Consider the following 24,958-nt stretch of genomic DNA (forward strand, 5'->3'; position numbering starts at 1 on the left):
CGTCAGATCCAAAACCGCACTAGAATCAGATTGATGCTAGTGTCCCTTGGTTTCCAATGTTCGTATGAGCGCCTGTTGGAAACGGGACACTAGCGAGCCGCCCGGCTGCGGGCGGCTCGAACGAAACCTAAGGGGCGGGGAACAGGTGGCGATGAGGTCGATCGGGTTCGCGGATTTCCTCATCGGCATCGGCGTGCTCCTGGTGATCGAAGGCCTGCTGTTCGCGGCCGCTCCGAACTGGATGCGCCAGGCGATGCGCAGCGCGCTCGTCACCCCGGACAACATCATGCGCGCCGCCGGCATCGGATCGGCGGTGATCGGGCTGATCCTGATCTGGTTGATCCGGCGCTGAGCGCGATCGGTTGCGCCTGACTGATTGACGGTTGAACCGCCGCTCCGGCATGGCATTCTAGTGTCCCGTCTCCGAATTACCGTGCGAGGGTGAGGCAAATGAAGCGGTAATTCGGAGACAGGACACTAGCCGCTGGCCAGGCCTGTATTCCGCCGCAATCCGGGCCTTGATCGGCGCCGAGGCGTCGGCTCGCGCGAGGTGCTTGCGCCAGCAGCGCGGCCGGCGCAGTCTCAGATGGCCTGGCGCCAGATCTCCGTTTTACCAGGACCCGTTTTACCAGGACCCGTTTTCCAGGAGTCGACCACCCAATGACCGACGCAATCTCCGCATTGACCGCCTGCCGCGCCGCCCCCACCGTCCGTCGCGGGGTCTCGGCGCGAGGGCTGGTCCGTGCCATCGCCGGCGCAGGCCTGATGGCCATGCTGATGGCGTCGCCAGCCTCGGCGCGGGGTCCCGAGGCGATCGCCGACGTTGCCGAGAAGGTGATCGAGGCGGTGGTCAATATCTCCACCTCGCAGACGGTGGACGGCCGCGAGGGCGCCCAGGCGATGCCGCAGCTGCCCCCCGGTTCGCCCTTCGAGGATTTCTTCGAGGACTTCTTCAAGAACCGCCGCGGCCGCGGCGGCGACCGCAATGCCGACAAGGGCGGGTCGCAGCCGCGCAAGGTGAATTCGCTCGGCTCCGGCTTCATCATCGATCCGTCAGGCATCGTGGTCACCAACAATCACGTCATCGCCGACGCCGACGAAATCAACGTCATCCTCAACGACGGCTCGAAGTACCGTGCCGAGGTCATGGGCCGCGACAAGAAGACCGATCTGGCGGTGCTCAAGTTCAAGTCGGATAAGCCGCTCACGGCGGTGAAGTTCGGCGATTCCGACAGGCTGCGGCTCGGCGAATGGGTGGTGGCGATCGGCAACCCGTTCTCGCTCGGCGGCACGGTCACCGCCGGCATCGTCTCGGCCCGCAACCGCGACATCAATTCGGGCCCCTACGACAACTACATCCAGACCGATGCGGCCATCAATCGCGGCAATTCCGGCGGTCCGCTGTTCAACCTCGAAGGCGAGGTCATCGGCGTCAACACCGCGATCATCTCGCCCTCGGGCGGCTCGATCGGCATCGGCTTTGCCGTGCCTTCGAAGACCGTGGCCGGCGTGGTGGCGCAGCTGCGCCAGTATGGCGAGACCCGGCGCGGCTGGCTCGGCGTGCGTATCCAGCAGGTCACCGACGAGATCGCCGAGAGCTTGAACATCAAGCCGGCGCGCGGCGCGCTGATCGCCGGCGTCGACGACAAGGGGCCGGCCAAGCCCGCGGGCATCGAGCCGGGCGACGTCGTCGTCAAGTTCGACGGCAAGGACATCAAGGAGATGAAAGACCTGCCGCGCGCGGTGGCCGACACCGCGGTCGGCAAGGCCGTCGACGTGGTGGTGATCCGCAAGGGCAAGGAGGAGACCAGGCAGGTCACCCTCGGCCGTCTGCAGGACGACGAGAAGCCGATCCAGGCCGCGGCCAAGAGCTCGTCGCCCGAAGCCGACAAGCCGGTGACCCAGAAGGCGCTTGGTCTCGATCTTGCGGCGCTGAGCAAGGACCTGCGCTCCAAGTACAAGATCAAGGACAGCGTCAAGGGCGTGCTTATCACCGGCGTCGACAGCGGCTCCGACGCCTCCGACAAGCGACTGTCCACCGGCGACGTTATCGTCGAGGTGGCGCAGGAGGCGGTGATCAACGGTATCGACGTCAAGAAGCGCATCGAGCAGCTCAAGAAGGACGGCAAGAAGTCGGTGCTGCTGCTGGTCGCCAATGCCGACGGCGAACTGCGCTTCGTGGCGCTGAGCCTGCAGTAAGAAACGCGCCGCCGCTCATTCCAACGAAAACGGCCTGCGCGGGGCTCCCGCGCAGGCCGTTGTTATTTCCGGGATCAATATCGGGCCATCGACAGCATGCGCCGGATCATGTGATCGACGTTGAAACCGTGATGCATGCGGCGGTGGCGGCGTCAGCGCGTCTGCCGGCTGGCATGAGATCTTGAGCAGGTCTGCCGCCTTGGCCGCGGCGCTCTGCAGGGTCGCGAGATGTCCGCGCCCTCCGCGGACGACCGCCGGTTCATGCGAACGCGGCTTTGCTGAAATTCAAATCATCGCGGGATCAATCGTTCCGCCCCCACCGCGCCTTTCCGCGATTTATCTTGGCTGCATCATCCAAAAGCGCGGAACGGCGAGGACCTCGCCGTCAGCCGGTCACGAACTCACTGCGCTTGAACCCCTGGGCGTAGAGCAGGGCGGTGAGATCGCCATGATCGATGCGCGCACCGGCCGCGGCCGCCACCTTGGGCTTGGCATGATAGGCCACGCCGAGACCGGCCGCCTCGATCATTCCGAGGTCGTTGGCGCCATCGCCGACCACCAGGGTGTCCGTGGTGTCGAGGTCGAAGCTTTCGCGCAGTTCCTGCAGCGTTGCGAGCTTGGCGTCCCGCCCGAGGATCGGTTCCTCGACAGTGCCGGCGAAGGCGCCGTCCTCGACGATCAGGCGATTGGCCCGGTTCTCCTGAAAGCCGATCTTGGCGGCGACGGCTTCGGTGAACAACGTGAAGCCGCCCGACACCAGGCAGGTGTAGGCGCCGTGGGCGCGCATGGTGCGCACCACCGCGGTGCCGCCGGGGGTCAGGGTGATGTGCTTCTCCAGCACTTCGCCGACCACGCCCACCGGCAGGCCCTTGAGCAGGGCGACGCGCTCGCGCAGCGCCGGTTCGAATGCGATCTCGCCGCGCATGGCGCGTTCGGTGATGGCGGCGACATGGGCTTTGAGCCCGGCGAAAGCGGCGAGTTCGTCGATACATTCCTGGCCGATCATGGTCGAATCCATGTCGGCCAGAAAAAGTTTCTTGCGCCGTGTCGCGATCGGTTGCACGACGACATCGATGGGGCGGTCGCCGCGTGCCGCGCGCAGGCGGTCGGCGATGGCCCGGACGGGTTCGTCGCTGGAAAAGGCGATGTCGGCGGCGACTTCCTCGTGCAGCCAGACCGGATTCTGAGCCGAGGGCAGCAGCGTCGTGGCGGCCTCCAGCGCGGTGGAATCGAGTGCCGGAATGTCGGGATTGCAGATCAGCGTGGCGACGAGGGACATGATGAACCGGACGTTTCGAACGAGGGGCCAGCGGCGCGCGACGTGAGTGGAGAAGCAGACAGAAGACGCGGCAAGGCCGTGCTTATCGCAGGGCCGACCGCCAGCGGCAAGTCGGCCCTGGCGCTTGACCTCGCCGGCGCCGTCGGCGGCACCGTGATCAATGCCGATTCCATGCAGGTTTACCGCGACCTGCGCGTGCTCACTGCCCGCCCGACGGCGGCGGAAGAGGCGGCCGTGCCGCACCGGCTCTACGGGCATGTCGATGCGGCGGTGAATTATTCGGCGGGCATGTGGCTGGCAGACGCGGCGAGTGTTCTCGAAGACGCCCGTGCCGAGGGGCGGGTGCCGATCTTCACCGGCGGCTCCGGGCTCTATTTTAAGGCGCTGACGCGCGGCCTGTCGGCGGTTCCGCCGATTCCCGCCGAAATCCGTGAAGCCATCCGCGGCCGTCTGGAGCGTGACGGTCCCGAGGCTCTTCATCGCGAACTCGCCCGCCGCGACGAAGCCGGTGCGGGGCGGCTCAAGCCGCGCGACCGCGTCCGCATCGCGCGGGCCCTCGAGGTCATCGAGGCGACCGGACGGCCGCTGGCCGACTGGCATCGCGAGGAGCTGCCGCCGCTGTTGCCACCGGAGGGCACCGTGGCGGTGTTTCTGGCGCCTGAGCGTGCGGCGCTCTACGCCCGGATCGATGCGCGCTTCGTCGCGATGATGGACAGCGGTGCGCTCGAGGAGGTCGCGGCCCTGGCGGCGCGGCGGCTCGATCCGCTGCTGCCGGCGATGAAGGCGCATGGCGTGCCGGCCCTGATCCGTCATCTCGACGGCGAGATCAGCCGCGAGGAGGCGATCCGCATCGGCCAACTCGACACCCGTCATTACGCCAAGCGGCAGTTCACCTGGTTCCGGCACCAGCTCGACGAATTCCTCTGGGTATCCCCGGACGACGGGCGAGAAGTTCTCGCCATGATTGAATCACGCTTGAATCTTCCCTGAGTTGCTGCGCAGCGCCCGCTCGGATTGAATGGCGGCCTCAAGGAGGGGCGTCATGAGCATCTTCCGCCACGGCAGTCGGACGGCGATCGCGCCGGCATGTGCCGCTGTCGTGTCTGCTGCGGATGGCGGCTGCGCAACGGCCGGCGGCGACGACGGTTCGTTCAGGACGATCTCGCCGATCTTCGGCCAGCTTGTCGTCGTCAATCTGCCGAAGGGGTTCGTGCCGGCATCGGAAAAGGTGAAGGAGGACTTCTACATTCGCGAGGCTGTGCCCAAGGGCAAAAGCGTCCAGACCTGGCGTCAGATGATCACCCTCACCGGGGCCAAGGGTCTCGCGACGAAGCCGGGGGCGACGCCCGGGCCGAGCGTCAGATCCAAAACCGCTTGGCGGGGTCGCTATTTTCGGCCTCGCCGAACTGCAAATCCGGGAGTAAGCTTAATCCAAGGCGGTAAAGCTTGACATCCGCCGGGTCGGGGCTATAACCCGCGCAAGTTTACAGAAGTATGGGCGAAGTATGCGCAATAAAATTACCCACCTTGTGGTACTTATCGTCCCCAGGCACATCGCCGGGGGTGGCTGAGGCCACCTGCGCTGACTGGCGGTGTGCGAGGGCCCTTCAGAGGCCCTTTTTTATTGTCCGAACACGAGACCGAGATCACCGAAGACCCGACCACCAAGACGGCTGACGCGAAACAGAAAGACCTTGCCGGCGACGGCAGACGGAATCCGGAGCGGAACCATGAGCGAGCAGACGAGCCACGATCCCAATCAGATGACCGGCGCCGCGATGATCGTTCGCGCACTCATCGATCACGGGGTCAAGCACATCTTCGGCTATCCGGGCGGCGCCGTGCTTCCGATCTACGACGAGATCTTCCAGCAGAGCGACGTCGAGCACATCCTGGTGCGCCATGAGCAGGGCGCCGGCCATGCCGCCGAGGGCTATGCCCGCTCCACTGGCCTGCCCGGCGTCGTGCTGGTCACCTCGGGCCCCGGCGCCACCAACATGGTGACGCCGCTCGCCGATGCGCTGATGGATTCCATTCCGCTGGTCTGCATCACCGGCCAGGTGCCGACGCATCTGATCGGCAACGACGCCTTCCAGGAATGCGACACCGTCGGCATCACGCGGCCCTGCACCAAGCACAACTGGCTGGTGCGGCGGATCGAGGACCTGCCGCGCGTGCTGCACGAAGCCTTCTACGTCGCCACCTCCGGCCGGCCCGGCCCGGTCGTGGTCGATGTGCCCAAGGACGTCCAGTTCGCGATGGGGACCTATACGCCGCCGTGTAAATCCGACGTCCACGTCTCCTACAATCCGCGGCTCAAAGGCGACACGCAGCAGATCCGGAAGGCGGTGGCGCTGCTGGCCGGTGCCAGGCGGCCGGTGATCTATTCCGGCGGCGGCGTCATCAATTCCGGCCCCGAGGCCGCGCGGCTGCTGCGCGAGCTCGTCGAGGTCGCCGGGGTTCCCATCACCTCGACGCTGATGGGCCTTGGCGCCTATCCGGCATCGGGCAAGAACTGGCTGGGCATGCTCGGCATGCACGGCACCTACGAGGCCAACATGGCGATGCATGACTGCGACGTCATGCTGTGCATCGGTGCGCGCTTCGACGACCGCATTACCGGCCGCACCGACGCCTTCTCGCCCGGCTCCAAGAAGATCCATATCGACATCGACCCGTCGTCGATCAACAAGAACATCCGGGTCGACGTGCCGATCATCGGCGATGTCGCCAGCGTGCTCGGCGACCTGCTGCAGGTGTTCAAGGCGGAGGCCAAGGCGCCGGATGTCGCCGCCTGGTGGAAGCAGATCGCGACCTGGCGGGCGCGCAATTCGCTCGCCTACAAGAAGAACGACGAGATCATCCTGCCGCAATACGCCATTCAGCGGCTTTACGCCCTGACCCGCGGCCGCGATACCTACATCACCACCGAGGTGGGCCAGCATCAGATGTGGGCGGCGCAGTTCTACGGCTTCGAGGAGCCGCATCGCTGGATGACCTCCGGCGGCCTCGGCACCATGGGCTATGGCCTGCCGGCAGCGCTGGGCGTCCAGGTCGCCCATCCCGACAGCCTCGTTATCGACATCGCCGGCGATGCCTCGGTGCAGATGACGATGCAGGAGATATCGACGGCGGTGCAGTACGAACTGCCGATCAAGATCTTCATCCTCAACAACCAGTACATGGGCATGGTGCGCCAGTGGCAGCAGCTGCTCCACGGCAACCGCCTGTCGCATTCCTATTCGGAGGCGCTGCCGGATTTCGTCAAGCTGGCGGATGCCTATGGCGGCGTCGGCATGCAGGTGACCAAACCCGGCGATCTCGACGGCGCCATCGAGGAGATGATCCGCGTCAAGCGGCCGGTGCTGTTCGACTGTCGCGTCGCCGCGCTGGAAAATTGCTTCCCGATGATCCCGTCGGGCAAGGCCCACAACGAGATGCTGCTGCCGGCGGAAGCCAACGACGAGGCCACCGCCAGGGCCTTCGCCGGCGGCAAGGCGCTGGTGTGAGGAGACTGTCATGAGGTGCTTCCTCGCTTTCATTCGTCATCGGCGGGCTTGTCCCGGCCACCCACGTCCTTCTCCGTGCACGGCTTGTTAAGACGTGGATGCCCGACCAAGGCCGGGCATGACGAGAAAGACTGAACCACTGCGCGTTTCACATCGAGACCCACGCCATGAACCAGCCCGCTTCCGCCTACTTCCTCGAGGACCGCAAGGACCCCAACGAGACCCATACGCTGTCGGTGCTCGTCGCCAACGAACCTGGCGTGCTCGCGCGGGTCATCGGCCTGTTTTCGGGCCGCGGCTACAACATCGAAAGCCTCACGGTGTCGGAGACCGAGCACCAGAAGCACGTCTCCCGCATCACCATCGTCACCACCGGGACGCCGCAGGTGATCCAGCAGATCAAGCATCAGCTCGACCGCATGATCCCGGTCTACAACGTCGTCGACATGACGCTGGCCGGCAACGCCATCGAGCGCGAGCTCGCCATGGTCAAGGTGCGCGGCACGGGCGAGCCGCGGGTGGAATGCCTGCGTCTCGCCGAAGCGTTCCGCGCTCGCGTGATCGATGCCTCCACCGAGAGCTTCGTGTTCGAGATCACCGGCGCGACCGGCAAGATCGACCAGTTCATCGATCTGATGAAGCCGCTCGGTCTCGTCGACGTGGCGCGCACCGGCGTCGCCGCCATCACCCGCGGTCCGGAAGCGATGTGACTGGTTCAGCGTGGGGCAGGCGATGTCGTACGAACTGTTGCTCGGCTTTGTCGGCTTTGCGGTCGCGGCGCTCTATACGCCGGGGCCGAACAACGTGATGCTGATGGCTTCGGGCCTGAATTTCGGGTTCCGGCGCACGCTGCCTCATGTCGCCGGCGTCACCATCGGGTTCTCGGTGCTGGTCGCCATCGTCGGCATCGGCCTCGGCGCGGTGTTCGAGGCGCTGCCGCTGCTGCAGACGGTGCTCAAATATGCCGGCGCCGCCTATCTCGTGTACCTGGCGCTGGCGCTCGCCCTTGCGCAGCCCTCCGCGGCCACCGGGGACAAGGGCGGCCGGCCGCTGACCTTCTTCGGCGCGGCGCTGTTCCAGTGGATCAACGTCAAGGGCTGGGTCATCGCCATCGGCACGGTGACCGCCTATGCGGCGATCGCGCCCTATCCCTGGAACATGGTGGCGCTCTCCGCCCTCCTGCTGGCCATCGGACTGACCTCGTCGATGACCTGGGTGGTCTTCGGCACCGCACTGCAGGCCGTGGTGCGATCGCCGCGCGCCCTGCGGATCTTCAATCTCGCCATGGCGGCCCTGCTGCTCGCCTCGCTCTGGCCGGTGCTGGCGGGGGCATAAATGGACCAAATGGCATGCAGAATCGGGCGGTCGGGGCCGGCTTTCGGGCTTGTCTCGCCGCCTTGGCCGCCCTACACAACGGCGGCAATTCGACCGGGCCCCTGCCAGGCAGGGGGCCTCCTTCATCCGAAATCATGGTGATGCGGGCAATCATGCCCGCCAGACGAGAGGAACGACCATGCGTGTTTATTACGACCGCGACGCCGACATCAATCTGATCAAGGGCAAGAAAGTCGCCGTCGTCGGCTATGGCAGCCAGGGCCATGCCCACGCGCTCAACCTGAAGGACTCCGGCGTCAAGGACGTGGCGATCGCGCTTCGCAAGGGCTCGGCGTCGGCGAAGAAGGCCGAGGCCGCCGGGTTCAAGGTGCTCGAGGTCACCGAGGCCGCGAAGTGGGCCGACGTCGTCATGATGCTGACCCCGGACGAACTGCAGGCCGACATCTATCGCGATCACCTGCACGACAACCTGAAGAAGGGCGCCGCGCTGCTGTTCGCTCACGGCCTCAACGTCCACTTCAACCTGATCGAGCCGCGCGAAGACCTCGACGTCCTGATGGTGGCGCCGAAGGGCCCGGGCCACACCGTGCGTTCGGAATACCAGCGTGGCGGCGGCGTGCCCTGCCTGATCGCGATCCACAAGGACGCCTCGGGCAATGCCCATGATCTCGGCCTCTCCTATGCGTCGGCGATCGGCGGCGGCCGCGCCGGCATCATCGAGACCTCGTTCCGCGAGGAATGCGAGACCGACCTGTTCGGCGAGCAGGTGGTGCTCTGCGGCGGCCTCGTCGAGCTGATCAAGGGTGGTTTCGAAACCCTGGTCGAAGCCGGCTACGCGCCGGAGATGGCGTATTTCGAGTGCCTGCACGAAGTGAAGCTGATCGTCGACCTGATCTATGAAGGCGGCATCGCCAACATGAACTACTCGATCTCCAACACAGCCGAATACGGCGAATACGTCACCGGACCGCGCATCGTGACGGCGGAGACCAAGGCTGAGATGAAGCGCGTCCTCGCCGACATCCAGAACGGCATCTTCACCCGCAACTGGATGCTCGAGAACAAGGTCAACCAGACCTCGTTCAAGGCGACCCGCGCCAAGCTCGCCCAGCATCCGATCGAGGCGGTCGGCGCCAAGCTCCGCGAGATGATGCCGTGGATCAGGAAGGGCGCGCTGGTCGACAAGAGCAAGAACTGAGCGCGACCGGAACAGACGGGATCGCTCGACACTGCGATCGCGCAAGCATCAAAGGGCCCGCCGCAAGCGGGCCCTTTTCGTATCGGCGGACAGCTCCGCCGCCGGGACTGTGCCGGCATCTTCTACCGTCGACCTTGCGACCGGCAACGACATTGGCGAGCGTTTCGAAGACATGTTCGCCGCCTGGATCGCCTCGCTGCGCGGGTTAGCGCTTCCCGGTCGCCTGCCATAGCCAGCGCGCCACCTCGGCGGGCGAGGCGCCGCTGGTCGCCGCGCGCAGGTTCGCCTCGCGCATATGCGCCACGTCGAGCCTGCCGATCAGCGGCGTCAGCGCCGCCTTGAGCCGGGCGTCGTCGGCGCGGTGCGGCGCCAGCAGCAGCACCGCGTCATAGGGCGGAATCGCGTGTGCGGGATCGTCGAGCGCGACGAGATCGTCGCGGGCGATCTGGCCGTCGCTGGTATAGCCGGCGATGACATCGACCTCGCCGGCCTTGAGCGCCGCATACATGAAGTCGGGCTGCATCTGGCGCTGGCCGCGGAAGGAAAGCCCGTAGGCTTGCCGCAGCGTCGCCCATTCGGGCCGCGAGAAGAACTCGTAATCCCCGGCGATGGTCAGGCGGCCGGCCTTGTCGGCGAGATCGGCGATGCTGTGGAGGCCGAGCGCGGCGGCGCGCGCACGCGGCATCACCAGGGCATAGGCATTCTCGAAGCCGAGGGGCCCGAATAGGGTAATGCGCCGGCGTGCCAGCTCGCTGCGCAGGCTGTCCTGCAGCTGGCCGAGCGGCGGCAGATCGGTGCGGTGGAGCTGGTTGGCCCACAAGGTGCCGGAATAATCGACATAGGCATCGATGCTGCCGCTGGCGAGCGCTTCGAAGGCGACGCTGGAGCCCAATCCCTGGCGGCTGCGGGCAGAAAGTCCCTCGGCCTCCAGGCGCTGGGTCATCAGGGCCGCCAGCACATATTGCTCGGTGAAGGTCTTGGCGCCGATGACGTAAGTCGCCGAAGCGCGGCCAAGCCCCGGGGCGAGGGTCGCCGCGGCCAGGGCGAGAAGCCCGCAGGCGGCGAGGGCAATACGGCCGCGGCTGCGGCGCTGAACGCCGGCCTCCATCAGCGCCAGCACCTGATCGACAGCAAGCGCCAGCAGCGCTGCCGCGGTGCAGCCGACGACGACGAAGATCCAGTTCTGCGTCTGCAGCCCGGCGAAGATGTAGTTGCCGAGGCTGGTCTGGCCGATCGGTGTCGACAATGTCGCGGTGCCGATCACCCACACCGCCGCGGTGCGGATGCCGGCCATGATCACCGGCAGGGCCAGCGGCAATTCAATCATCCACAGCGCCTGGCGCTCGGTCATGCCGACCGCGTCCGCCGCTTGGCGCAGCACCGGATCGATGCCGTCCAGTCCGGTGATGGTGTTGCGCAGCACCGGCAGCAGGCTGTAGAGCGCGAGCGCCAGCACCGACGGCAGGAAGCCGAAGCCGGAGAACCCGATGCCGAACCAGCGCTGCGAAACCGCCGAAAGCGCCAGCAGCAAGGGAAAGAACAGGGCGAGCAGCGCAAGGCCCGGCACCGTCTGAACCACGCCGGCAAAGCCGAGCAACGCGCCGCGGAGCAGCGGCCGGCGCCGCACGATGAGCCCAAGGGGGAGGGCGACGACAAGCCCGAGCGCCAGCGCGGCAAGACTGACACGGACATGGTTGCCGAGATAGTCGGGCAGATGGCCGAGCGCCTCGTGCCAGCGGGGATCGATGGTCATGATGCCTCGCCGGGCAGCGGCGGCATCAGATCCTGCAGCCGCGCGGCCTGGCGGCGTGGGGTGCGCAGCAGCGCCAGGACACCGGCATCGCTGCTGGCGGCGAGTTCGCGCGCCGTCCCGACGGCGACAAGCCGGCCCTCGCGCATCACGGCGATGCGGTCGGCGAGCAGGACGGCCTCGGCCATGTCGTGGGTGATCATCACCGTGGTGAGCTCTAGTCGGCGATGCAGCGCCAGATAGTCGGAGCCGAGGGCGTCGCGGGTGAGCGGATCGAGGGCGCCGAACGGTTCGTCCATCAGAACGATGTCGGGGCGGGCGGCGAGGGCGCGGGCGACGCCGACGCGCTGGCGCTGGCCGCCCGACAGATGCTCCGGCAGGTGATCGCGATAGTTGCGGTCGAGACGGACGAGATCGAGCAGGTCGTCGACCCGTGCCGCGATCGCCGCCGGATCGCCGCCGGCGAGGCGCGGCGTGATGCCGATATTGGCGGCGACGGAGAGGTGCGGAAACAACCCGCCGCTCTGGAAGACATAGCCGATGTGGCGCCGCAGCGCGATCTTGTCCATCGAAAGGGTGTTCTCGCCGTGGATCCGGACCTCTCCCTGGTCGGGATCGAGCAGGCGATTGACGAAGCGCAGCAGCGTCGATTTGCCCGAGCCGGAGGCGCCGACGACGGCGACGAACTCGCCCGCGGCGATGTTGAGCGTCACCGCGTCCACGGCCTTGGCGGCAGCGGTGCCGTAGCGCTTGGAGACGGCGTCGAAGGCTACGGCGGGGACGGCGGCAATCATGGCGGAGATGCTGCCACAGCGGGCTCGCGGCACCAAGCTCGGCAGGGCGCCATCCGCAGGCCCCCCTTGCATCTTGGCGCGGTCCGTCCGATTTTGCCGGCCCAAAACCGAGCCCGCTGCCGCGGGCTCGTCCAAAGATCGGTCCAGGATCGCCAAGATCAGCCAGGGAGCAAAATGTGGTGCAGGACGGAACCGCGGCGGCCGTCGCGCTGAAGGATGCGACGGTGGCATTCCGCCTCGCCGCGCGCCGCGCCTATACGGCGGTCGCGCAGGCCAGTCTCGCGGTTGCGCCGGGCGAATTCGTCGCCATTGTCGGCCCAACGGGCTGCGGGAAATCGACCCTGCTCAACGTCGCCGCGGGCTTGCTGCGGCCGGCGTCCGGCAGCATCGAGATCTTCGGTGAGCCGCTGCGCGGCCTGAACCGGCAGGCCGGCTATCTGTTTCAGGCCGATGCGCTGTTCCCATGGAAGACCGCGATCGAGAATGTCGCGATCGGCCGCGAAATCGAGGGCCGGCAGCGCGCCAGGACGCGGGAGGAGGCGCAGCGCTGGCTCGACAAGGTGGGGCTCGGCGCCTTCGCAAACCGCTATCCGCACATGCTGTCCGGCGGCCAGCGCAAGCGGGTCGGCCTTGCCCAGGTCCTGATCCGCGATCCGCAGATCCTGCTGATGGACGAGCCGTTCGGTCCGCTCGATGCCCAGACCCGGCAGATCATGGGCAACCTGCTGCTCGACCTGTGGAGCGCGGCGCGCAAGGCGGTGCTGTTCGTCACCCACGACCTCGAGGAGGCGATCGCGCTCGCCGACCGGGTCGTGATCATGTCCGCCGGTCCCGGCTCCCACATCATCGGCGACTGGCGGGTGAGCCTGCCGCGGCCCCGCGACATTTTCGAGATCCGGCTGTCAAAGGAGTTCCACGAGCTGCATCGCGAGATCTGGGGCGTGCTGCGTGCCGAAGTGGTGAAGAGCTATGCAGCCTGACCTCGCCCGTCCGCGCACCGTGCCGCTGCCGATGTCGGTCGCGAGGCCTCGGCCATGAACCGCGCGGTGCTGTTCCTGCTCCAGGCCCTGGTCGCGGTGGTGGCGATCGCGCTGTGGCAGATCCTCACCACGGTGCCGATCTTCGGCGTCACGGTGTTGCCGCCGTTCTTCTTCTCGACGCCGGGCGCGGTCTGGACGCGCATCGTCAAGTGGGTCGCCGAGGGCACGATCTGGCGCCATCTCGTGGTGACGCTGATCGAGTCCATGCTCGCCTTCGTCATCGGCGCGCTCGCCGGGACCCTGATCGGCTTCTGGTTCGCCCGCCAGCAGTCCGTTGCTGCGGTGTTCGACCCCTACGTCAAGATGATGAACGCGCTGCCCCGCGTGGTGCTGGCGCCGATCTTCGCGCTGTGGCTCGGACTAGGCATCTGGTCGAAGGTGGCGCTCGGCATCACCCTGGTGTTCTTCGTGGTGTTCTTCAACGTCTACCAGGGCGTCAAGGAAGCGAGCACGACACTGGTCGACAACGCCCGCATGCTCGGCATGAGCGAGCGCCAGCTCCTGCGCCATGTCTACTGGCCATCGGCGCTGTCCTGGATGTTCTCCTCGCTGCATACCGCAGTGGGATTTGCCGTGGTCGGCGCGGTCGTCGGCGAATATCTCGGCGCTTCGGCCGGCCTCGGCTACCTGATCCAGCAGGCGGAGGGGGTATTCGACGTCGCCGGGGTCTTCGCCGGCATGATCGTGCTTGCCGTCTTCGTCGTGATCATCGACATGGTGGTCAGCCGGATCGAACGGCGCCTGCTGGTATGGCGGCCGGCGGCTGGCGAACGGACGTGACGGATCGACAATCAATTCAAGCAGAACAATCAGGGTGGAGCCCAAGATCATGACGAGGACCATGACCGTGTCGTTGACCACGCGCAGATTGATCGCTCTCAAGCGCCTCGCCGCCGTCGCGGCGCTCGCCATCGGACTGGGGGGGCCGGGGTGGGCGTCGCAGGCCTGCGCCCAAGCCGTGGAAAAGCCGGATCTCGTCCTCGGCGTCGGCGGCAAGAACCTGCTGTACTACCTGCCGCTGACGCTTACCGAGCGGCTCGGCTATTTCAAGCAGGAAGGGCTTAACGTCACGATCACCGATTTCGGCGGCGGCGCCAAGGCGCTGCAGTCGCTGATCGGAGGCTCGGCGGATGTCGTCACCGGCGCCTATGAGCACACCATCCGCATGCAGGCCAAGGGGCAGGACATCGTCGCGGTGATCGAGCTCGGCCGCTTCCCCGGCATCGTTCTCGGGGTCCGCAAGGACAAGGCGGCGCAGGTCAGGTCGTTCAAGGATCTCAAGGGCATGAAGATCGGCGTCACCGCGCCGGGCTCATCGACCAATTTCTTCGTCAATGCGCTGATCGCCCGCGAGGGATTGAAGCCGGACGATGTCGCCATCATCGGCGTCGGCGCCGGCCTCAGCGCGGTCGCCGCCATGAAGAAAGGCGATCTCGACGCCATTTCCAATCTCGACCCGGTGATGACCAAGCTCGAGCAGGACGGCGACATCGCGGTGCTGGCCGATACCCGCACCGAGGAAGGCAACATGAAGCTGTTCGGCGGCAACAATCCGGCGGCGGTGGTCTATCTCAAGCGGGACTTCGTCCGGAAATATCCGGTGACGACCCAGCACGTCGTCAATGCCTTTTACAAGTCGCTGGTATGGCTGAGGACGGCGAGCCCCGAAGACATCGCCAGGATCGTGCCCGAGGAATATTATCTGGGCGATCGCGCGCTCTATCTTGCCTCCGTCAAGGCCTCCGCGCCGATGTATTCCAGGACCGGGGTGATCCCGCCGGCCGGCATGGCCAATGCGCTCGATATGCTGCTGCGCTTCGATCCTGAACTCAAGGACGCCAAGGTCGATCTATCCAGGACATTCGACGGCGGCTTCGTCGCCAAAGCAGGAGGGCAGTAGTCATTTTGTCCGGCTCCAATTTATCCAAGTCCACGCCGGCCACGTCGGGTCCGTCGTCGTCTAATCCAGTGATCCGGGAGGTCGGCAGCCTCGCATTGTCGTTCGAGTCCTGGGACTGGCCCTTTGCGATGGAGCGGCGCGCCGACATCCTGAAGCATTTCGCCGATCTGAAGGCCGAGAAGCCGGCGCTGTTCAATGGCCGGGTGCTGCTGCTGCGTGAGCCGCGACATCAGGACGGGGTGTTTCACGCCCGCTATTTCGAAACCGACTATGCCACGTTCCTGGCGTCTCGCGACTGGGGCTGGCCGGACCGGGCGGTGTTCAACGGCTTCGGCATGGGCGCGCTGCGCGGCAGCGACGGCGTCTTCGTGCTGGGCGAGATGGCCCAGCAGACGGCCAATGCCGGCCGGATCTATTTCGCGTCCGGCACCCCCGACCCCAGTGACTTGCGCGGCGCCGAGGTGGACATGGCCGGCAGCGTCGCCCGTGAGCTCGCCGAGGAGACCGGATTGACCCCCGGCGATTATCGCGCCGCGTCGCGCTGGCACACGGTGCAGATCGAGCAGTATATCGCGCTGATGCAGCCGCTCGATGCGCACGTGCCCGGAGCCGAACTGCGCCGGCGAATTCTCGACAACCTCGCCGCTCAGGCGGAGCCGGAACTCGCCGGCGTTCATCTGGTCCGCGCCCGGCGCGACCTGTCCGCCGCGATGCCGTCGTTCATCAGGGCGTATATCGAGGCGATGCTGGCAGCTTGAGCGGGCTGCCGTCCCCCGCGGTTCTCAAGTGGTGGAGGACGCTGCGCCGTGCGGCTGCAGCAGGTGCTGGCGGGCGAAGCCGATCAGGCTCTCGATGTGATCGTGGACCGCGGTGCGCGTTCGCGCCGCATCGCCCGATTCGAGCGCTTCGATGATCTGGAGGTGCTCGGTGGAATCGGGCTGCAGTCGCTCCTTCAACCGGTCGATTTCGAACAGGCGGGTGGTCACTCGCAGGTTTCGCAGGACCTGCGCCATCACTTCGTTGCCGCAATGGTCGATGATCAGGTTGTGCAGATTGTCGTCGGATACCCAGTGCATATCGGTGTGATAGGCGGTCGCGCCCATCAGGTCGGCGATCTCGCGCCGCACCTCGATCATCCGTCGTCGGGGAATGGTGCCGATGCCGGCAACGGCAGCATCGGGCTCGATGAGCTGCCGCAGCCGCAGACTCTGCAGATATTCGCCGATGTCGACGCGACGAACCACGTAATTGCGACCATCTCCCTTGCGCACCAGGCCTTCGCCTTCGAGGCGCTGCAAGGCTTCGCGCAGGGGCGTGCGCGAGATGCCGAGGGTGTCGGCGAGACGAGCCTCGACGATGACGTCGCCACCGCGCAGCCGGCGGTGGCGGATCATGTCCGATACCGCGCGATAGGTCAGCATCGACAGGCTGTGGCCCTCGCCGGCCATCTCGATGCGCTCGATTGACTCGGGCGGAGCGGCAATGTCATTCACGGTTGTGGTCTCGGGTCGGCGGTAGACGGTCATCGGCTGATCCTTATCATGCGCCAGACGCAGGTGGAGCGCCACACCAGGGACGCGTATTCTTGATCAGCAAAACCGCCGAACCGAAATCGACCACGAGCCTCGCCGAGGATACCTATCGCCAGCTGCTGGCCGACGTCGTCAGCACGCGTCTTCCCGGCGGAACCATCGTTCAGGAGCGGCGCCTTGCGGCGCGACTTGGCGTATCGCGGTCGCCCTTGCGCGATGCGCTCGGCCGTCTCGAAGGACAGGGCTTGCTGGTGCGTGACCGCGAAGGGGTGCTGACGGTCCGCGTCGTCACGCTGCAGGATTATCTCAACAGCCTCGATGTCAGGGTGCTGCTCGAGCCGGCGGCGGCGGCGCTCGCCTGCGGCGCGATCGGCCGGCAGGTCCTGGCCGAGATCGGGGCGCAGCTCGCAGGTCTCGACGCCGATCCGGATCCAGATCCCGAGCTGGTCTGGTCGTTCGACGACCTGCTTCACAACACGATCGCCGCCGCCTCCGGCAATCCCTTCATCGCGCGGGCCGTGGCGGAGATGCGCCGCTATACGACGATGTTCGAGCGGCAGATGCGTGTCCGCCGGATCAAGCCGGGCGTCGCCGAGCATCGGGCCATCCTCGAGGCTCTCGACCGCGTCGCGCCCGAGGCGGCGAGTGCGGCGATGGCGCGGCATCTCGCGCTGGTGCGCGAAGGCGTCCTGCAGAACTACTGATCCCGTCCCTGTCACGCTTCGTCGCCTCGCTCGCTGGGGTGCCGCTGCCGCCGCGGCGCGACCGGCGGCGAAATTCTCCGGCACAGCCGACCGGGGCCTTTCAGCTCCGATGGAAAACGCTGCGGACTAGTGTGGCGTCTCGCAATTGCCTACCGCCTTCGCGGCAACCCTCTCGTAGGCAATTGCGAGACATAAGCCACACTGGCTTGCCAGCCCTGCAAGCGTTGTGTATCATAGTGGTATACCAATCGAATGCAACGACATTTCGACTGATCGACCGATTACCGAACGCAGGGGGTCTCATGCTCTTTCGCTATCTGACGATGTCGCTGGCCGGGCTGGCGGCGCTGGCCGCCGGCGGGAGTGCCGCATTCGCCCAGTCGTGCCAGCCGAAGGTGCCGGCCGCCGAGCTGATCAAGCCCGGCAAGCTGGTGATGTCGGTCAACCCGACGCTGCCGCCGCTGCAATTCGTCGAGTCCAGCGGCGCGTTGAAGGGGATGCGCATCGAGCTCGGCACCGAGATTGCGCGCCGCCTGTGTCTGGAGCCGGAATATATCCGGATCGAATTTTCGGCGATGATTCCCGGGCTGCAGTCCGGCCGCTGGGACATGATCAATACCGGCATCTTCTTCACCGAGGAGCGGGCGAAGACGATGCAGATGATCCCTTACGAAAATCAGGCGATCAGTGTCTCCGTCGAGCGCGGCTCGCCGCTGAAGATCGCGAGCAGGGATGACCTGGCCGGCCTGTCGATCGGCGTCGAGCTCGGCGGTTTCGAGGAGAGCAAGACGAGGCTGCTCGACAAGGAGCTGCGCGAGGCCGGCAAGGCCGGCCTGACCATCCGCACCTTCGACAACTTCGCGCTGGCCTTCCAGGCGCTGCGCGCCGGCCAGGTTCAGGGCGTGGTGTCGATCGACGCGGTCGCCAAGGAATACGACGGACGCGGCGACTTCAAATGGGCGATCAGCGGCCTCTATCCCGCACCGGTCTCGGTGGCGTTCAAGAGCCCGGTTCTGGCGGATGCCGTCTCGGCCGTGTTCAAGGAGATGAAGGCGGACGGGTCGTTGAAGAAGCTGTTCGATTCCTACGGACTGCCGGTGATCGCCGGCGACTATGCGGTGAAGGGGCCGAACCGCTAGTGTCCTGTCTCCGAATTACCGCTTCGTTTGCCTCACCCTCGCACGGTCATTCGGAGACATCGGGACACTCGAGTGGTGGATCTGACGCTCGTTTCAGTATTGCAGCGAGTTTTTCGAACGAGCGTCAGATCCAAAACCGCACCGGAATCATGATGATGCTGCTGTCCCTTTGGTTCTAACGTTGGTTTAGGCGCGCCCGACAGGCGCGACGATCGTCTCATTCCGGATCTCTCGGCCGTCTGGACCTTTCGACCATGGCGCATTGGAACTGGCCCGGCTTCTTCGGGTATCTATTCAATCCTTTCATCCTCGGCGGCGTTCTCACCACGGTTCTGCTGACCGCGGTGTCGCTGGTGTGCGGCTTCGCCCTGGGCTTCGTCCTCGCCTTGATGCGACGCGCACCGCTGCGGCCGGTCCAGGCCGCCGCCAAGTTCTATATCTGGCTGTTCCGGGGCACGCCGCTGCTCGTCCAGCTCATCGTGATCTACACGGCGCTGCCGCAGCTCGGCATCCGCTTTTCGGTGGTCGAGGCCGCGCTGCTGGGGTTGTCGCTCAACGAGGCCGCCTACCTTGCCGAGATCATCCGCGCCGGCATCGAGGCCGTGCCCGAAGGCCAGGTTCGCGCGGCGCGCGCGCTCGGCATGAGCGAGCGCCAGATCATGCGCCACATCGTCATGCCGCAGGCGTTCAAGGTCATCATCCCGCCGCTCGGCAACTCCGTGAACGGCCTGCTCAAGACGACGTCGGTGACCTCGGTCATCTCCATGGAGGAGCTTCTGCGTCGCACCCAGGTGCTGATCCAGGAGCGCTTCATGGTGCTCGAACTGTTTGCCGTCGCAGCGATCTACTACCTGCTGCTCACCACGCTGTGGGACCTCGTCCAGCGCCGCATCGAGCGGCATTTCGGCCGGTCCGGCGCCGAAATCGCGGCTGCCGACCGGCGTTGACCCATCAGCAAAGCCCGATAAGGAACGAATAGAATGACGAAGAATTTTCGCGGCGTCTTCACCGTAATGATCACGCCGCTCGACGCCGGCGGCGCGGTCGATACCGGCGCGCTCGCGGCGTTCACCGACTGGCAGATTCGCCAGGGCATTCACGGCCTCATTCCGCTGGGTTCGACCGGAGAATTCCTGTCGCTGAGCGAGGACGAGCGCGACGCCGTGATCCGCACCGTGGTCGGGACTGCGGCCGGCCGCGTCCCGGTGCTGATCGGGACCGGCGCCGAAGACACCCGCGAGGCCGTCCGGCTCAGCCGCAAGGCCGAGGCCATGGGCGCCGACGGCGTCATGATCATCCCGCCGTTCTATTCGACCCCGACCGACGACGAACTGGTGCATCATTACGCCGCCATCGCGGCGGCGATCTCGGTACCGATCATGGTCTACAACAACCCGGCGACGGCCAATGTCGACCTCAAGCCGGAGCTGGTGGCCCGTATCGCCGCCATCGCCGGCTGCGACTACATCAAGGAATCGACGCTGGAGGTGACGCGCGTGCGCGACATCATCCGTCTGGCGGGCAGCGACATGACCGTCTTCGGCGGCATCCTCGGCTTCGAGTCCTTCGTCATGGGCGCCCAGGGCTGGGTGGCGGTAGCCTCCAACGTCGCGCCGGCGGCGATGACGCGGATCTTCGAGCTGGTGGCCGACGAGCACAAGATCGACGAGGCGCGCGCGCTCTATCTGAAATGGTTGCCGGTCATCGAGGCGGTAGGCGGGCAGGCCTATGTCGCCGGTACCAAGTCGCTGCTGACCCATATGGGATTGCAGGCGGGAGCGCCGCGGCCGCCGCGTCTGCCGCTGCCGGCGGCGCAGGATGGCGCCATGAAGCGGCTGGTCGAGGCTTTCGGCCTGAAGTTCGGGGCGTGAGATGAAGCGGAGGGTGGTGCGCCGTGGCCGCGGTTGACGTCCCCGCCGTGGCGCGTGGCACGGTTCGCGTCGAGATTGACGGCGCTCCGGTGCAGGTTCCGGCGGGGCTGAGCGTTGCGGCCGCGCTGACCGGTCTTGGCACCAGTGCCTTCGCAACCGATATCGGCGGGGCGCCGCGCGGCGTCTTCTGCGGCATGGGGGCGTGCCACGACTGTCTCGTCACCGTGAATGGCCGTCTCGGTCAGCGCGCCTGCATGACGGCCGTCCGTGACGGCATGACGATCGCGCGTCCAAGGCCGCGGCCCGATCTGTCCGATCCGACCCTCGCCGATATCTGCGATGTCCCGGCGGCGCTGCCGCGCCGGCACATGGATGTCCTGGTGATCGGCGCCGGTCCTGGCGGGTTGGCGGCGGCGGAAGCCGCCGCGGCCGCGGGCGCCTCGGTGACGGTCGTCGACGAGCGCACCTCGCCGGGTGGCCAGTATTACAAGCAGCCCGCAACCGCTCTCGCCGCGGCGCGTGTCGGGCGCGACGTGCAGGCGGCGGCGGGGCGTGACCTGATCGGCCGCGTCATCGAGCGCGGCGTCGCACTGCTCGCCGGAACGCTGGTGTGGGGCGGCGCCCGGGAGGAGGGCGGGCTCTCGATCGGATGCTACGGAGCCGACGGGGCATTTTACTGCCGGCCCCGGATGCTGATCATTGCGACCGGCGCCTTCGAGCGGCCGCGCCCGATTCCCGGCTGGACGCTGCCGGGGGTGATGACCACCGGTGCGGCCCAGGGGCTGCTCCGCAGCTACGGCACCGTGCCCGGTCGGCGCATGATCGTGGCTGGAAACGGCCCGCTCAACCTGCAGGTGGCGAGCGAGATCTTGGCGGCAGGCGGCGACGTGGCAGCGGTGGTCGACGTCGCGCCAGCGCCGTGGACCCGGCCGGCCGAAGTGCTGGCAATGCTGGCCGCCGACGCCGGATCGTCGCTGCGTGGCCTGCGCCTCGTCGCCGCTCTGCGGCAGGCCGGCGTTCCGATGCTGTGGGCGAGCGAGATCGAAGCCATCGAGGGCGGCGATCACGCCACCGGCGTGCGGATCCGCGGCGCTTCGGGCGTGTCCCGCCTCGCCGCAGATACCGTGCTGCTCGGCGGCGGCTTCACCCCGGCCAACGAATTGTCGCGGCTGCTCGGCTGCCGTCATGTCGTCGCCGGCGGCGGGCTGAAGGCGCTCACCGCGGAGGACGGCGCAACCTCTCTCGCCGATGTTCACGTGATCGGCGAGGCGGCCCGCTTCGCCGGAGCCCAGGTCGCGCTTGCCGAGGGCCGGCTGGCCGGTCAGGCGGTGGCGGCCAAGCTCGGACTGAGGGCGGGCGCCGATTCCGGCACGGCGGCGCGGCTCGCCCGGGCAAAACGTTTTCAGACGGCGCTGTGGCGGGCGTTCGCGCCCGCGCGCGGCGGCGAGGCGCAGATCGCGCCCGAGACCGTCGTCTGTCGTTGCGAGGGCGTGACCGCAGGCCAGCTCGCCGAACTCATCGCGTCCGGCGCGCGCGACATCGCCACGTTGAAGCGGTTGTCGCGCGCCGGCATGGGGCGCTGCCAGAGCCGCTACTGTGCCGGCACCGTGGCCGGGATGATCGGCGAGGACGGCGGGGGCGGAGAGACGGCAGGCTTCCTCGCGCCGCAGATGCCGCTGCGGCCGATCCCGCTCGCGGCGCTGGCGGTGGAGAAGCCGGAATGGGGCGGGCACAGGCGGGCATGGCTGCCGCAGACCTCACCGCGAGCGGACGTCGAGCCGCTGGCGGCGACGAAGGCGGCGACGGTCGTGATCGGCGCCGGCATCTGTGGATTGGCGACGGCGCTGTTTCTCGCCCGCGGCGGCGAGGACGTGGTGGTGGTCGATCGCGCCCAGCCCAACGCCCTCGCCTCGGGCGGCAATGCCGGCAGCCTTCACGCCCAGCTTTTGTCCTTCGACCATGGCGCCCGCGCCGAAGCCGGCGGCGGACCGGCGGTCCGCACCCTGCCGCTGCAGCGGGATTCGATCGCGCTGTGGGCCGAGATGCAGCGCGATTTCGGCGTCGATTTCGAAATGAAGATCACCGGCGGGCTGATGGTCGGCGAGACGCCGGCGCATCTGCGCTTTCTCGAGGCCAAGGCCGCGGCCGAACGCAGCGTCGGGATCGATTGCGAGGTCATTGACCGAACCATGCTGCGCCGGATCGAGCCGGCGCTGTCCGACCGTTTCATCGGCGCGGCCTTCTGTCCGCAGGAGGGCAAGATCAATCCCCTGCTGGCGACGCAGGCGGTGCTGCGGGCGGCGCGGGCCGCAGGCGCCCAGGTCTTCTCGGGCGCGGAGGTGCGCGCGATCGAGCAGGTGGCGGAAGGCTTCCGGGTGGCGACGTCGCGCGGCTCGATCACCGCCCGCCGCGTCGTCAACGCCGCCGGCGCCTTCGCCTCGCGGATCGGCGCCATGCTCGGCGTCGATGTGCCGGTGTTCGGCGCGCCGTTGCAGATGGTGGTGACCGAGGCGGCCGCGCCGCTGATCTCCTGCCTTGTCGCCCATGCGGATCGCCACCTCACATTGAAGCAGGCGGCGAACGGCAATTTCATCATCGGCGGCGGCTGGACGGCCGGGCTCGATCCGGTGCACCAGCATCCCCGTCCGCTGCTGTCGAGCCTCGAAGGCAATCTCTGGGTGGCCCAGCATGTGGTGCCGGCGCTGCGCAAGCTGCATGTGATCCGGAGTTGGGCGGCGATGAACATCAACATCGACGGCGCGCCGATCATCGGCGAGCACCCCGACCGTCGGGGATTCTTCACGGTGGCGACATCCAATGGCTACACCCTCGGCCCCCTGGTCGGGCGGTTGACGGCGCGCCTCGTCAGGGGCCGCGACCCCGGACGCGATCTCGTGCCCTTCGCCATCTCCCGCTTCGTCAAAGACCGGTAATCCGGGTTCGATAACAAGGATCGTCAATGATCGAGATATCCGGCGTCAGCAAATATTACGGCGACTTCCCGGTGCTGAAGAACTGCTCCACGCGCGTCGGCAAGGGCGAGGTGGTGGTGGTTTGCGGTCCCTCCGGCTCGGGCAAGTCGACCCTGATCAAATGCGTCAACGCCCTCGAGCCCTTTCAGAAGGGGTCAATCCGGGTCCATGGCATCGACGTCGGCGATCCGGCCACGGACCTCGGCAGCCTGCGCAGCCGCGTCGGCATGGTGTTTCAGAATTTCGAGCTGTTTCCGCACCTGACCGTCCTCGACAACGTCATGCTGGCGCAGCAGATCGTGCTCGGCCGCAGTGGAGATGCCGCACGGATGAAGGCCATGATGCTGCTCGATCGGGTCGGCCTCGCCGATCACGGGCCGAAATATCCTGCGCAGCTCTCCGGCGGCCAGCAGCAGCGGGTGGCGATCGCGCGGGCGCTGGCCATGGATCCGATGGCGATGCTGTTCGACGAGCCGACCTCGGCGCTCGATCCGGAGATGATCGCGGAGGTGCTGGAGGTGATGACCGGTCTGGCGCGGGAGGGCATGACCATGATGGTCGTGACCCATGAGATGGGTTTCGCCCGTCGCGTCGCCAGCAGGGTGATCTTCATCGACCAAGGCGAGATCGTCGAGGACGAGCCGACCGAAGCGTTCTTCTCCGCCCGCCGCAATCCACGGACGGAGGCATTTCTCGGCAAGATCCTTCAGCACTGAGGCGGCCGTTTTCGGCGCGGGCGGCCTCGCCAGGGTGCGCGCAACGGCGAATTGTGCAACGATGCGGCAAGCCGGAGTCGCCATCTCATGCCGAAGAAGCGCAACAACAAGTCCCTGACCGATGAGCTCAAGCCCTATGTGGTGCCGTTTCGCTCCGACGGCAGCCGCTCCTTCCGCCTCAAGACCCATCGCACCGACGAGCGGGGCGGCCTCGACAAGGAGGCGGCGACCGCCATCATCGAGGCCAATCGGCAGCGGCTCTCCGACCTGCAGGAGCGGCTCTACGCCACCGATCGCTGGGCGGTGCTGCTGATCTTCCAGGGCATGGATGCCGCCGGCAAGGACAGCGCCATCGACGCGGTGTTTTCCGGCGTCAACCCACAGGGCGTCGACGTGGCGAGCTTCAAGGTGCCGTCGACGCTGGAGCTCAACCATGATTTCCTGTGGCGCGCCAGCGCGCGGCTGCCGCAGCGCGGCCGGCTCGGCATCTTCAACCGCTCCTATTACGAGGAGTGCCTGGTGGTTCGCGTCCATCGCCCCGTGCTGGCGAAGCAGAAGCTGCCGCCGCCGCTGCTGACCAGGAACATCTGGCGCGAGCGCTTCGAGGACATCAACGGCTTCGAGCGCTATCTGTCGCGCAATGGCACGCTGGTCCTGAAGTTCTTCCTCAACGTCTCCAAGGAGGAGCAGCGCCAGCGTTTCCTCGATCGGCTGGAGCAGCCGGGCAAGCGCTGGAAATTCTCCATGGACGACGTTGCCGAGCGCAAATTGTGGGACAAGTATCAGGCGGCCTATCAGGATGTGATCGCCCACACCTCGACCGACATGGCGCCCTGGCACGTGGTGCCGGCCGACCACAAGTGGTTTGCCCGCGTGGTGATCAGTTCGACCATCGTCAGCGCGCTCGAAAAGCTCGACCTGCACTTTCCCAAAATCGACAAGGCTGAACTGCCGGAATACGAACGGGTGCGGGTCGCCCTCGAGGCGGAAGGCAAGCGGCGCGGCAAGGGCAAATAGTCG

General features: G+C 66.8%; 23 protein-coding genes. 19 read left to right on the top strand and 4 right to left on the bottom strand.

Annotated elements, in window-relative coordinates; translation table 11 throughout:
• Window positions 1-151 precede the first annotated feature (151 nt).
• Together DB459_RS15080 and DB459_RS15085 are read left to right on the top strand one after the other, a co-directional pair.
• Window positions 152-352: a DUF2065 domain-containing protein gene (locus DB459_RS15080; RefSeq protein WP_253706074.1), complete on the top strand. Its 201-nt coding sequence runs from the start codon at window positions 152-154 to the stop codon at window positions 350-352.
• A 413-nt stretch (window positions 353-765) separates the two neighbouring features.
• Window positions 766-2,199 (top strand): Do family serine endopeptidase, encoded by a 1,434-nt coding sequence (locus DB459_RS15085; RefSeq protein ID WP_253713578.1) that lies wholly within the window; start codon window positions 766-768, stop codon window positions 2,197-2,199.
• A 385-nt stretch (window positions 2,200-2,584) separates the two neighbouring features.
• Here the strand turns inward: DB459_RS15085 and serB are convergent, their stop codons facing one another.
• A complete protein-coding gene (gene serB / locus DB459_RS15090; RefSeq protein WP_253706075.1) occupies window positions 2,585-3,478 on the bottom strand; it encodes a phosphoserine phosphatase SerB in 894 nt (297 codons plus the stop codon).
• A 78-nt stretch (window positions 3,479-3,556) separates the two neighbouring features.
• On the opposite strand from serB, the gene miaA reads away from it, so the two are divergent.
• From miaA to ilvC, 6 genes are all read left to right on the top strand, one after another.
• Window positions 3,557-4,468 carry a tRNA (adenosine(37)-N6)-dimethylallyltransferase MiaA gene (gene miaA, locus DB459_RS15095; RefSeq protein WP_253706076.1) on the top strand — a complete coding sequence of 304 codons (912 nt, stop codon included), beginning with the start codon at window positions 3,557-3,559 and terminating at the stop codon, window positions 4,466-4,468.
• Between the two features lie 52 nt (window positions 4,469-4,520).
• The gene (locus tag DB459_RS15100) at window positions 4,521-4,928 is read left to right on the top strand and encodes a hypothetical protein (RefSeq protein ID WP_253706077.1); all 408 of its coding nucleotides are present in this window, start codon (window positions 4,521-4,523) and stop codon (window positions 4,926-4,928) included.
• A 280-nt stretch (window positions 4,929-5,208) separates the two neighbouring features.
• A complete protein-coding gene (locus DB459_RS15105) occupies window positions 5,209-6,987 on the top strand; it encodes an acetolactate synthase 3 large subunit (RefSeq protein WP_253706078.1) in 1,779 nt (592 codons plus the stop codon).
• 167 nt (window positions 6,988-7,154) lie between these two features.
• Window positions 7,155-7,697, top strand: coding sequence for an acetolactate synthase small subunit (gene ilvN, locus DB459_RS15110; RefSeq protein ID WP_253706079.1), 543 nt, complete (start codon window positions 7,155-7,157; stop codon window positions 7,695-7,697).
• Window positions 7,698-7,719: 22 nt separating this feature from the next.
• Window positions 7,720-8,322, top strand: coding sequence for a LysE family translocator (locus tag DB459_RS15115; protein ID WP_253706080.1), 603 nt, complete (start codon window positions 7,720-7,722; stop codon window positions 8,320-8,322).
• A 178-nt stretch (window positions 8,323-8,500) separates the two neighbouring features.
• A complete protein-coding gene (gene ilvC, locus DB459_RS15120) occupies window positions 8,501-9,520 on the top strand; it encodes a ketol-acid reductoisomerase (RefSeq protein ID WP_253706081.1) in 1,020 nt (339 codons plus the stop codon).
• Window positions 9,521-9,725: 205 nt separating this feature from the next.
• Here ilvC and DB459_RS15125 read toward each other — a convergent pair whose 3' ends face one another.
• Window positions 9,726-11,273: an ABC transporter permease/substrate-binding protein gene (locus tag DB459_RS15125; RefSeq protein WP_253706082.1), complete on the bottom strand. Its 1,548-nt coding sequence runs from the start codon at window positions 11,271-11,273 to the stop codon at window positions 9,726-9,728.
• The gene (locus DB459_RS15130; RefSeq protein WP_253706083.1) at window positions 11,270-12,064 is read right to left on the bottom strand and encodes an ATP-binding cassette domain-containing protein; all 795 of its coding nucleotides are present in this window, start codon (window positions 12,062-12,064) and stop codon (window positions 11,270-11,272) included. The genes DB459_RS15125 and DB459_RS15130 overlap by 4 nt, the downstream gene beginning before the upstream one ends.
• Before the next feature lie 179 nt (window positions 12,065-12,243).
• On the opposite strand from DB459_RS15130, the gene DB459_RS15135 reads away from it, so the two are divergent.
• The 4 genes from DB459_RS15135 to DB459_RS15150 all read left to right on the top strand — a co-directional run bounded on the left by DB459_RS15135 (window position 12,244) and on the right by DB459_RS15150 (window position 15,762).
• Window positions 12,244-13,044, top strand: a complete 801-nt coding sequence (locus tag DB459_RS15135; RefSeq protein ID WP_253706084.1) for an ABC transporter ATP-binding protein — start codon at window positions 12,244-12,246, stop codon at window positions 13,042-13,044.
• 54 nt (window positions 13,045-13,098) lie between these two features.
• Window positions 13,099-13,884, top strand: a complete 786-nt coding sequence (locus DB459_RS15140; protein WP_253706085.1) for an ABC transporter permease — start codon at window positions 13,099-13,101, stop codon at window positions 13,882-13,884.
• Window positions 13,885-13,933: 49 nt separating this feature from the next.
• A complete protein-coding gene (locus DB459_RS15145; protein ID WP_253706086.1) occupies window positions 13,934-15,004 on the top strand; it encodes an ABC transporter substrate-binding protein in 1,071 nt (356 codons plus the stop codon).
• A gap of 68 nt (window positions 15,005-15,072) precedes the next feature.
• Entirely contained in the window at window positions 15,073-15,762 is a 690-nt protein-coding gene (locus DB459_RS15150; protein ID WP_253706087.1) for an NUDIX hydrolase, read from the top strand.
• Between the two features lie 24 nt (window positions 15,763-15,786).
• Here the strand turns inward: DB459_RS15150 and DB459_RS15155 are convergent, their stop codons facing one another.
• Window positions 15,787-16,497, bottom strand: coding sequence for a GntR family transcriptional regulator (locus DB459_RS15155; RefSeq protein ID WP_371926986.1), 711 nt, complete (start codon window positions 16,495-16,497; stop codon window positions 15,787-15,789).
• Between the two features lie 95 nt (window positions 16,498-16,592).
• Here DB459_RS15155 and DB459_RS15160 point away from each other — a divergent pair, with 95 nt between their 5' ends.
• From DB459_RS15160 to DB459_RS15190, 7 genes are all read left to right on the top strand, one after another.
• Window positions 16,593-17,240: a GntR family transcriptional regulator gene (locus tag DB459_RS15160; protein ID WP_253713580.1), complete on the top strand. Its 648-nt coding sequence runs from the start codon at window positions 16,593-16,595 to the stop codon at window positions 17,238-17,240.
• Window positions 17,241-17,542: 302 nt separating this feature from the next.
• Window positions 17,543-18,379 carry an ABC transporter substrate-binding protein gene (locus DB459_RS15165; protein ID WP_253706088.1) on the top strand — a complete coding sequence of 279 codons (837 nt, stop codon included), beginning with the start codon at window positions 17,543-17,545 and terminating at the stop codon, window positions 18,377-18,379.
• A gap of 254 nt (window positions 18,380-18,633) precedes the next feature.
• A complete protein-coding gene (locus tag DB459_RS15170; RefSeq protein WP_253706089.1) occupies window positions 18,634-19,326 on the top strand; it encodes an amino acid ABC transporter permease in 693 nt (230 codons plus the stop codon).
• Window positions 19,327-19,359: 33 nt separating this feature from the next.
• Entirely contained in the window at window positions 19,360-20,250 is an 891-nt protein-coding gene (gene dapA, locus DB459_RS15175) for a 4-hydroxy-tetrahydrodipicolinate synthase (RefSeq protein WP_253706090.1), read from the top strand.
• 23 nt (window positions 20,251-20,273) lie between these two features.
• Entirely contained in the window at window positions 20,274-23,183 is a 2,910-nt protein-coding gene (locus DB459_RS15180; RefSeq protein ID WP_253706091.1) for an FAD-dependent oxidoreductase, read from the top strand.
• Between the two features lie 26 nt (window positions 23,184-23,209).
• Window positions 23,210-23,938: an amino acid ABC transporter ATP-binding protein gene (locus tag DB459_RS15185; RefSeq protein ID WP_253706092.1), complete on the top strand. Its 729-nt coding sequence runs from the start codon at window positions 23,210-23,212 to the stop codon at window positions 23,936-23,938.
• A gap of 87 nt (window positions 23,939-24,025) precedes the next feature.
• The gene (locus DB459_RS15190) at window positions 24,026-24,955 is read left to right on the top strand and encodes a polyphosphate kinase 2 family protein (RefSeq protein ID WP_253706093.1); all 930 of its coding nucleotides are present in this window, start codon (window positions 24,026-24,028) and stop codon (window positions 24,953-24,955) included.
• Window positions 24,956-24,958: the final 3 nt, after the last annotated feature.

It is taken from the genome of Bradyrhizobium sp. WD16 (assembly GCF_024181725.1).
Lineage (GTDB): Bacteria > Pseudomonadota > Alphaproteobacteria > Rhizobiales > Xanthobacteraceae > Bradyrhizobium_A.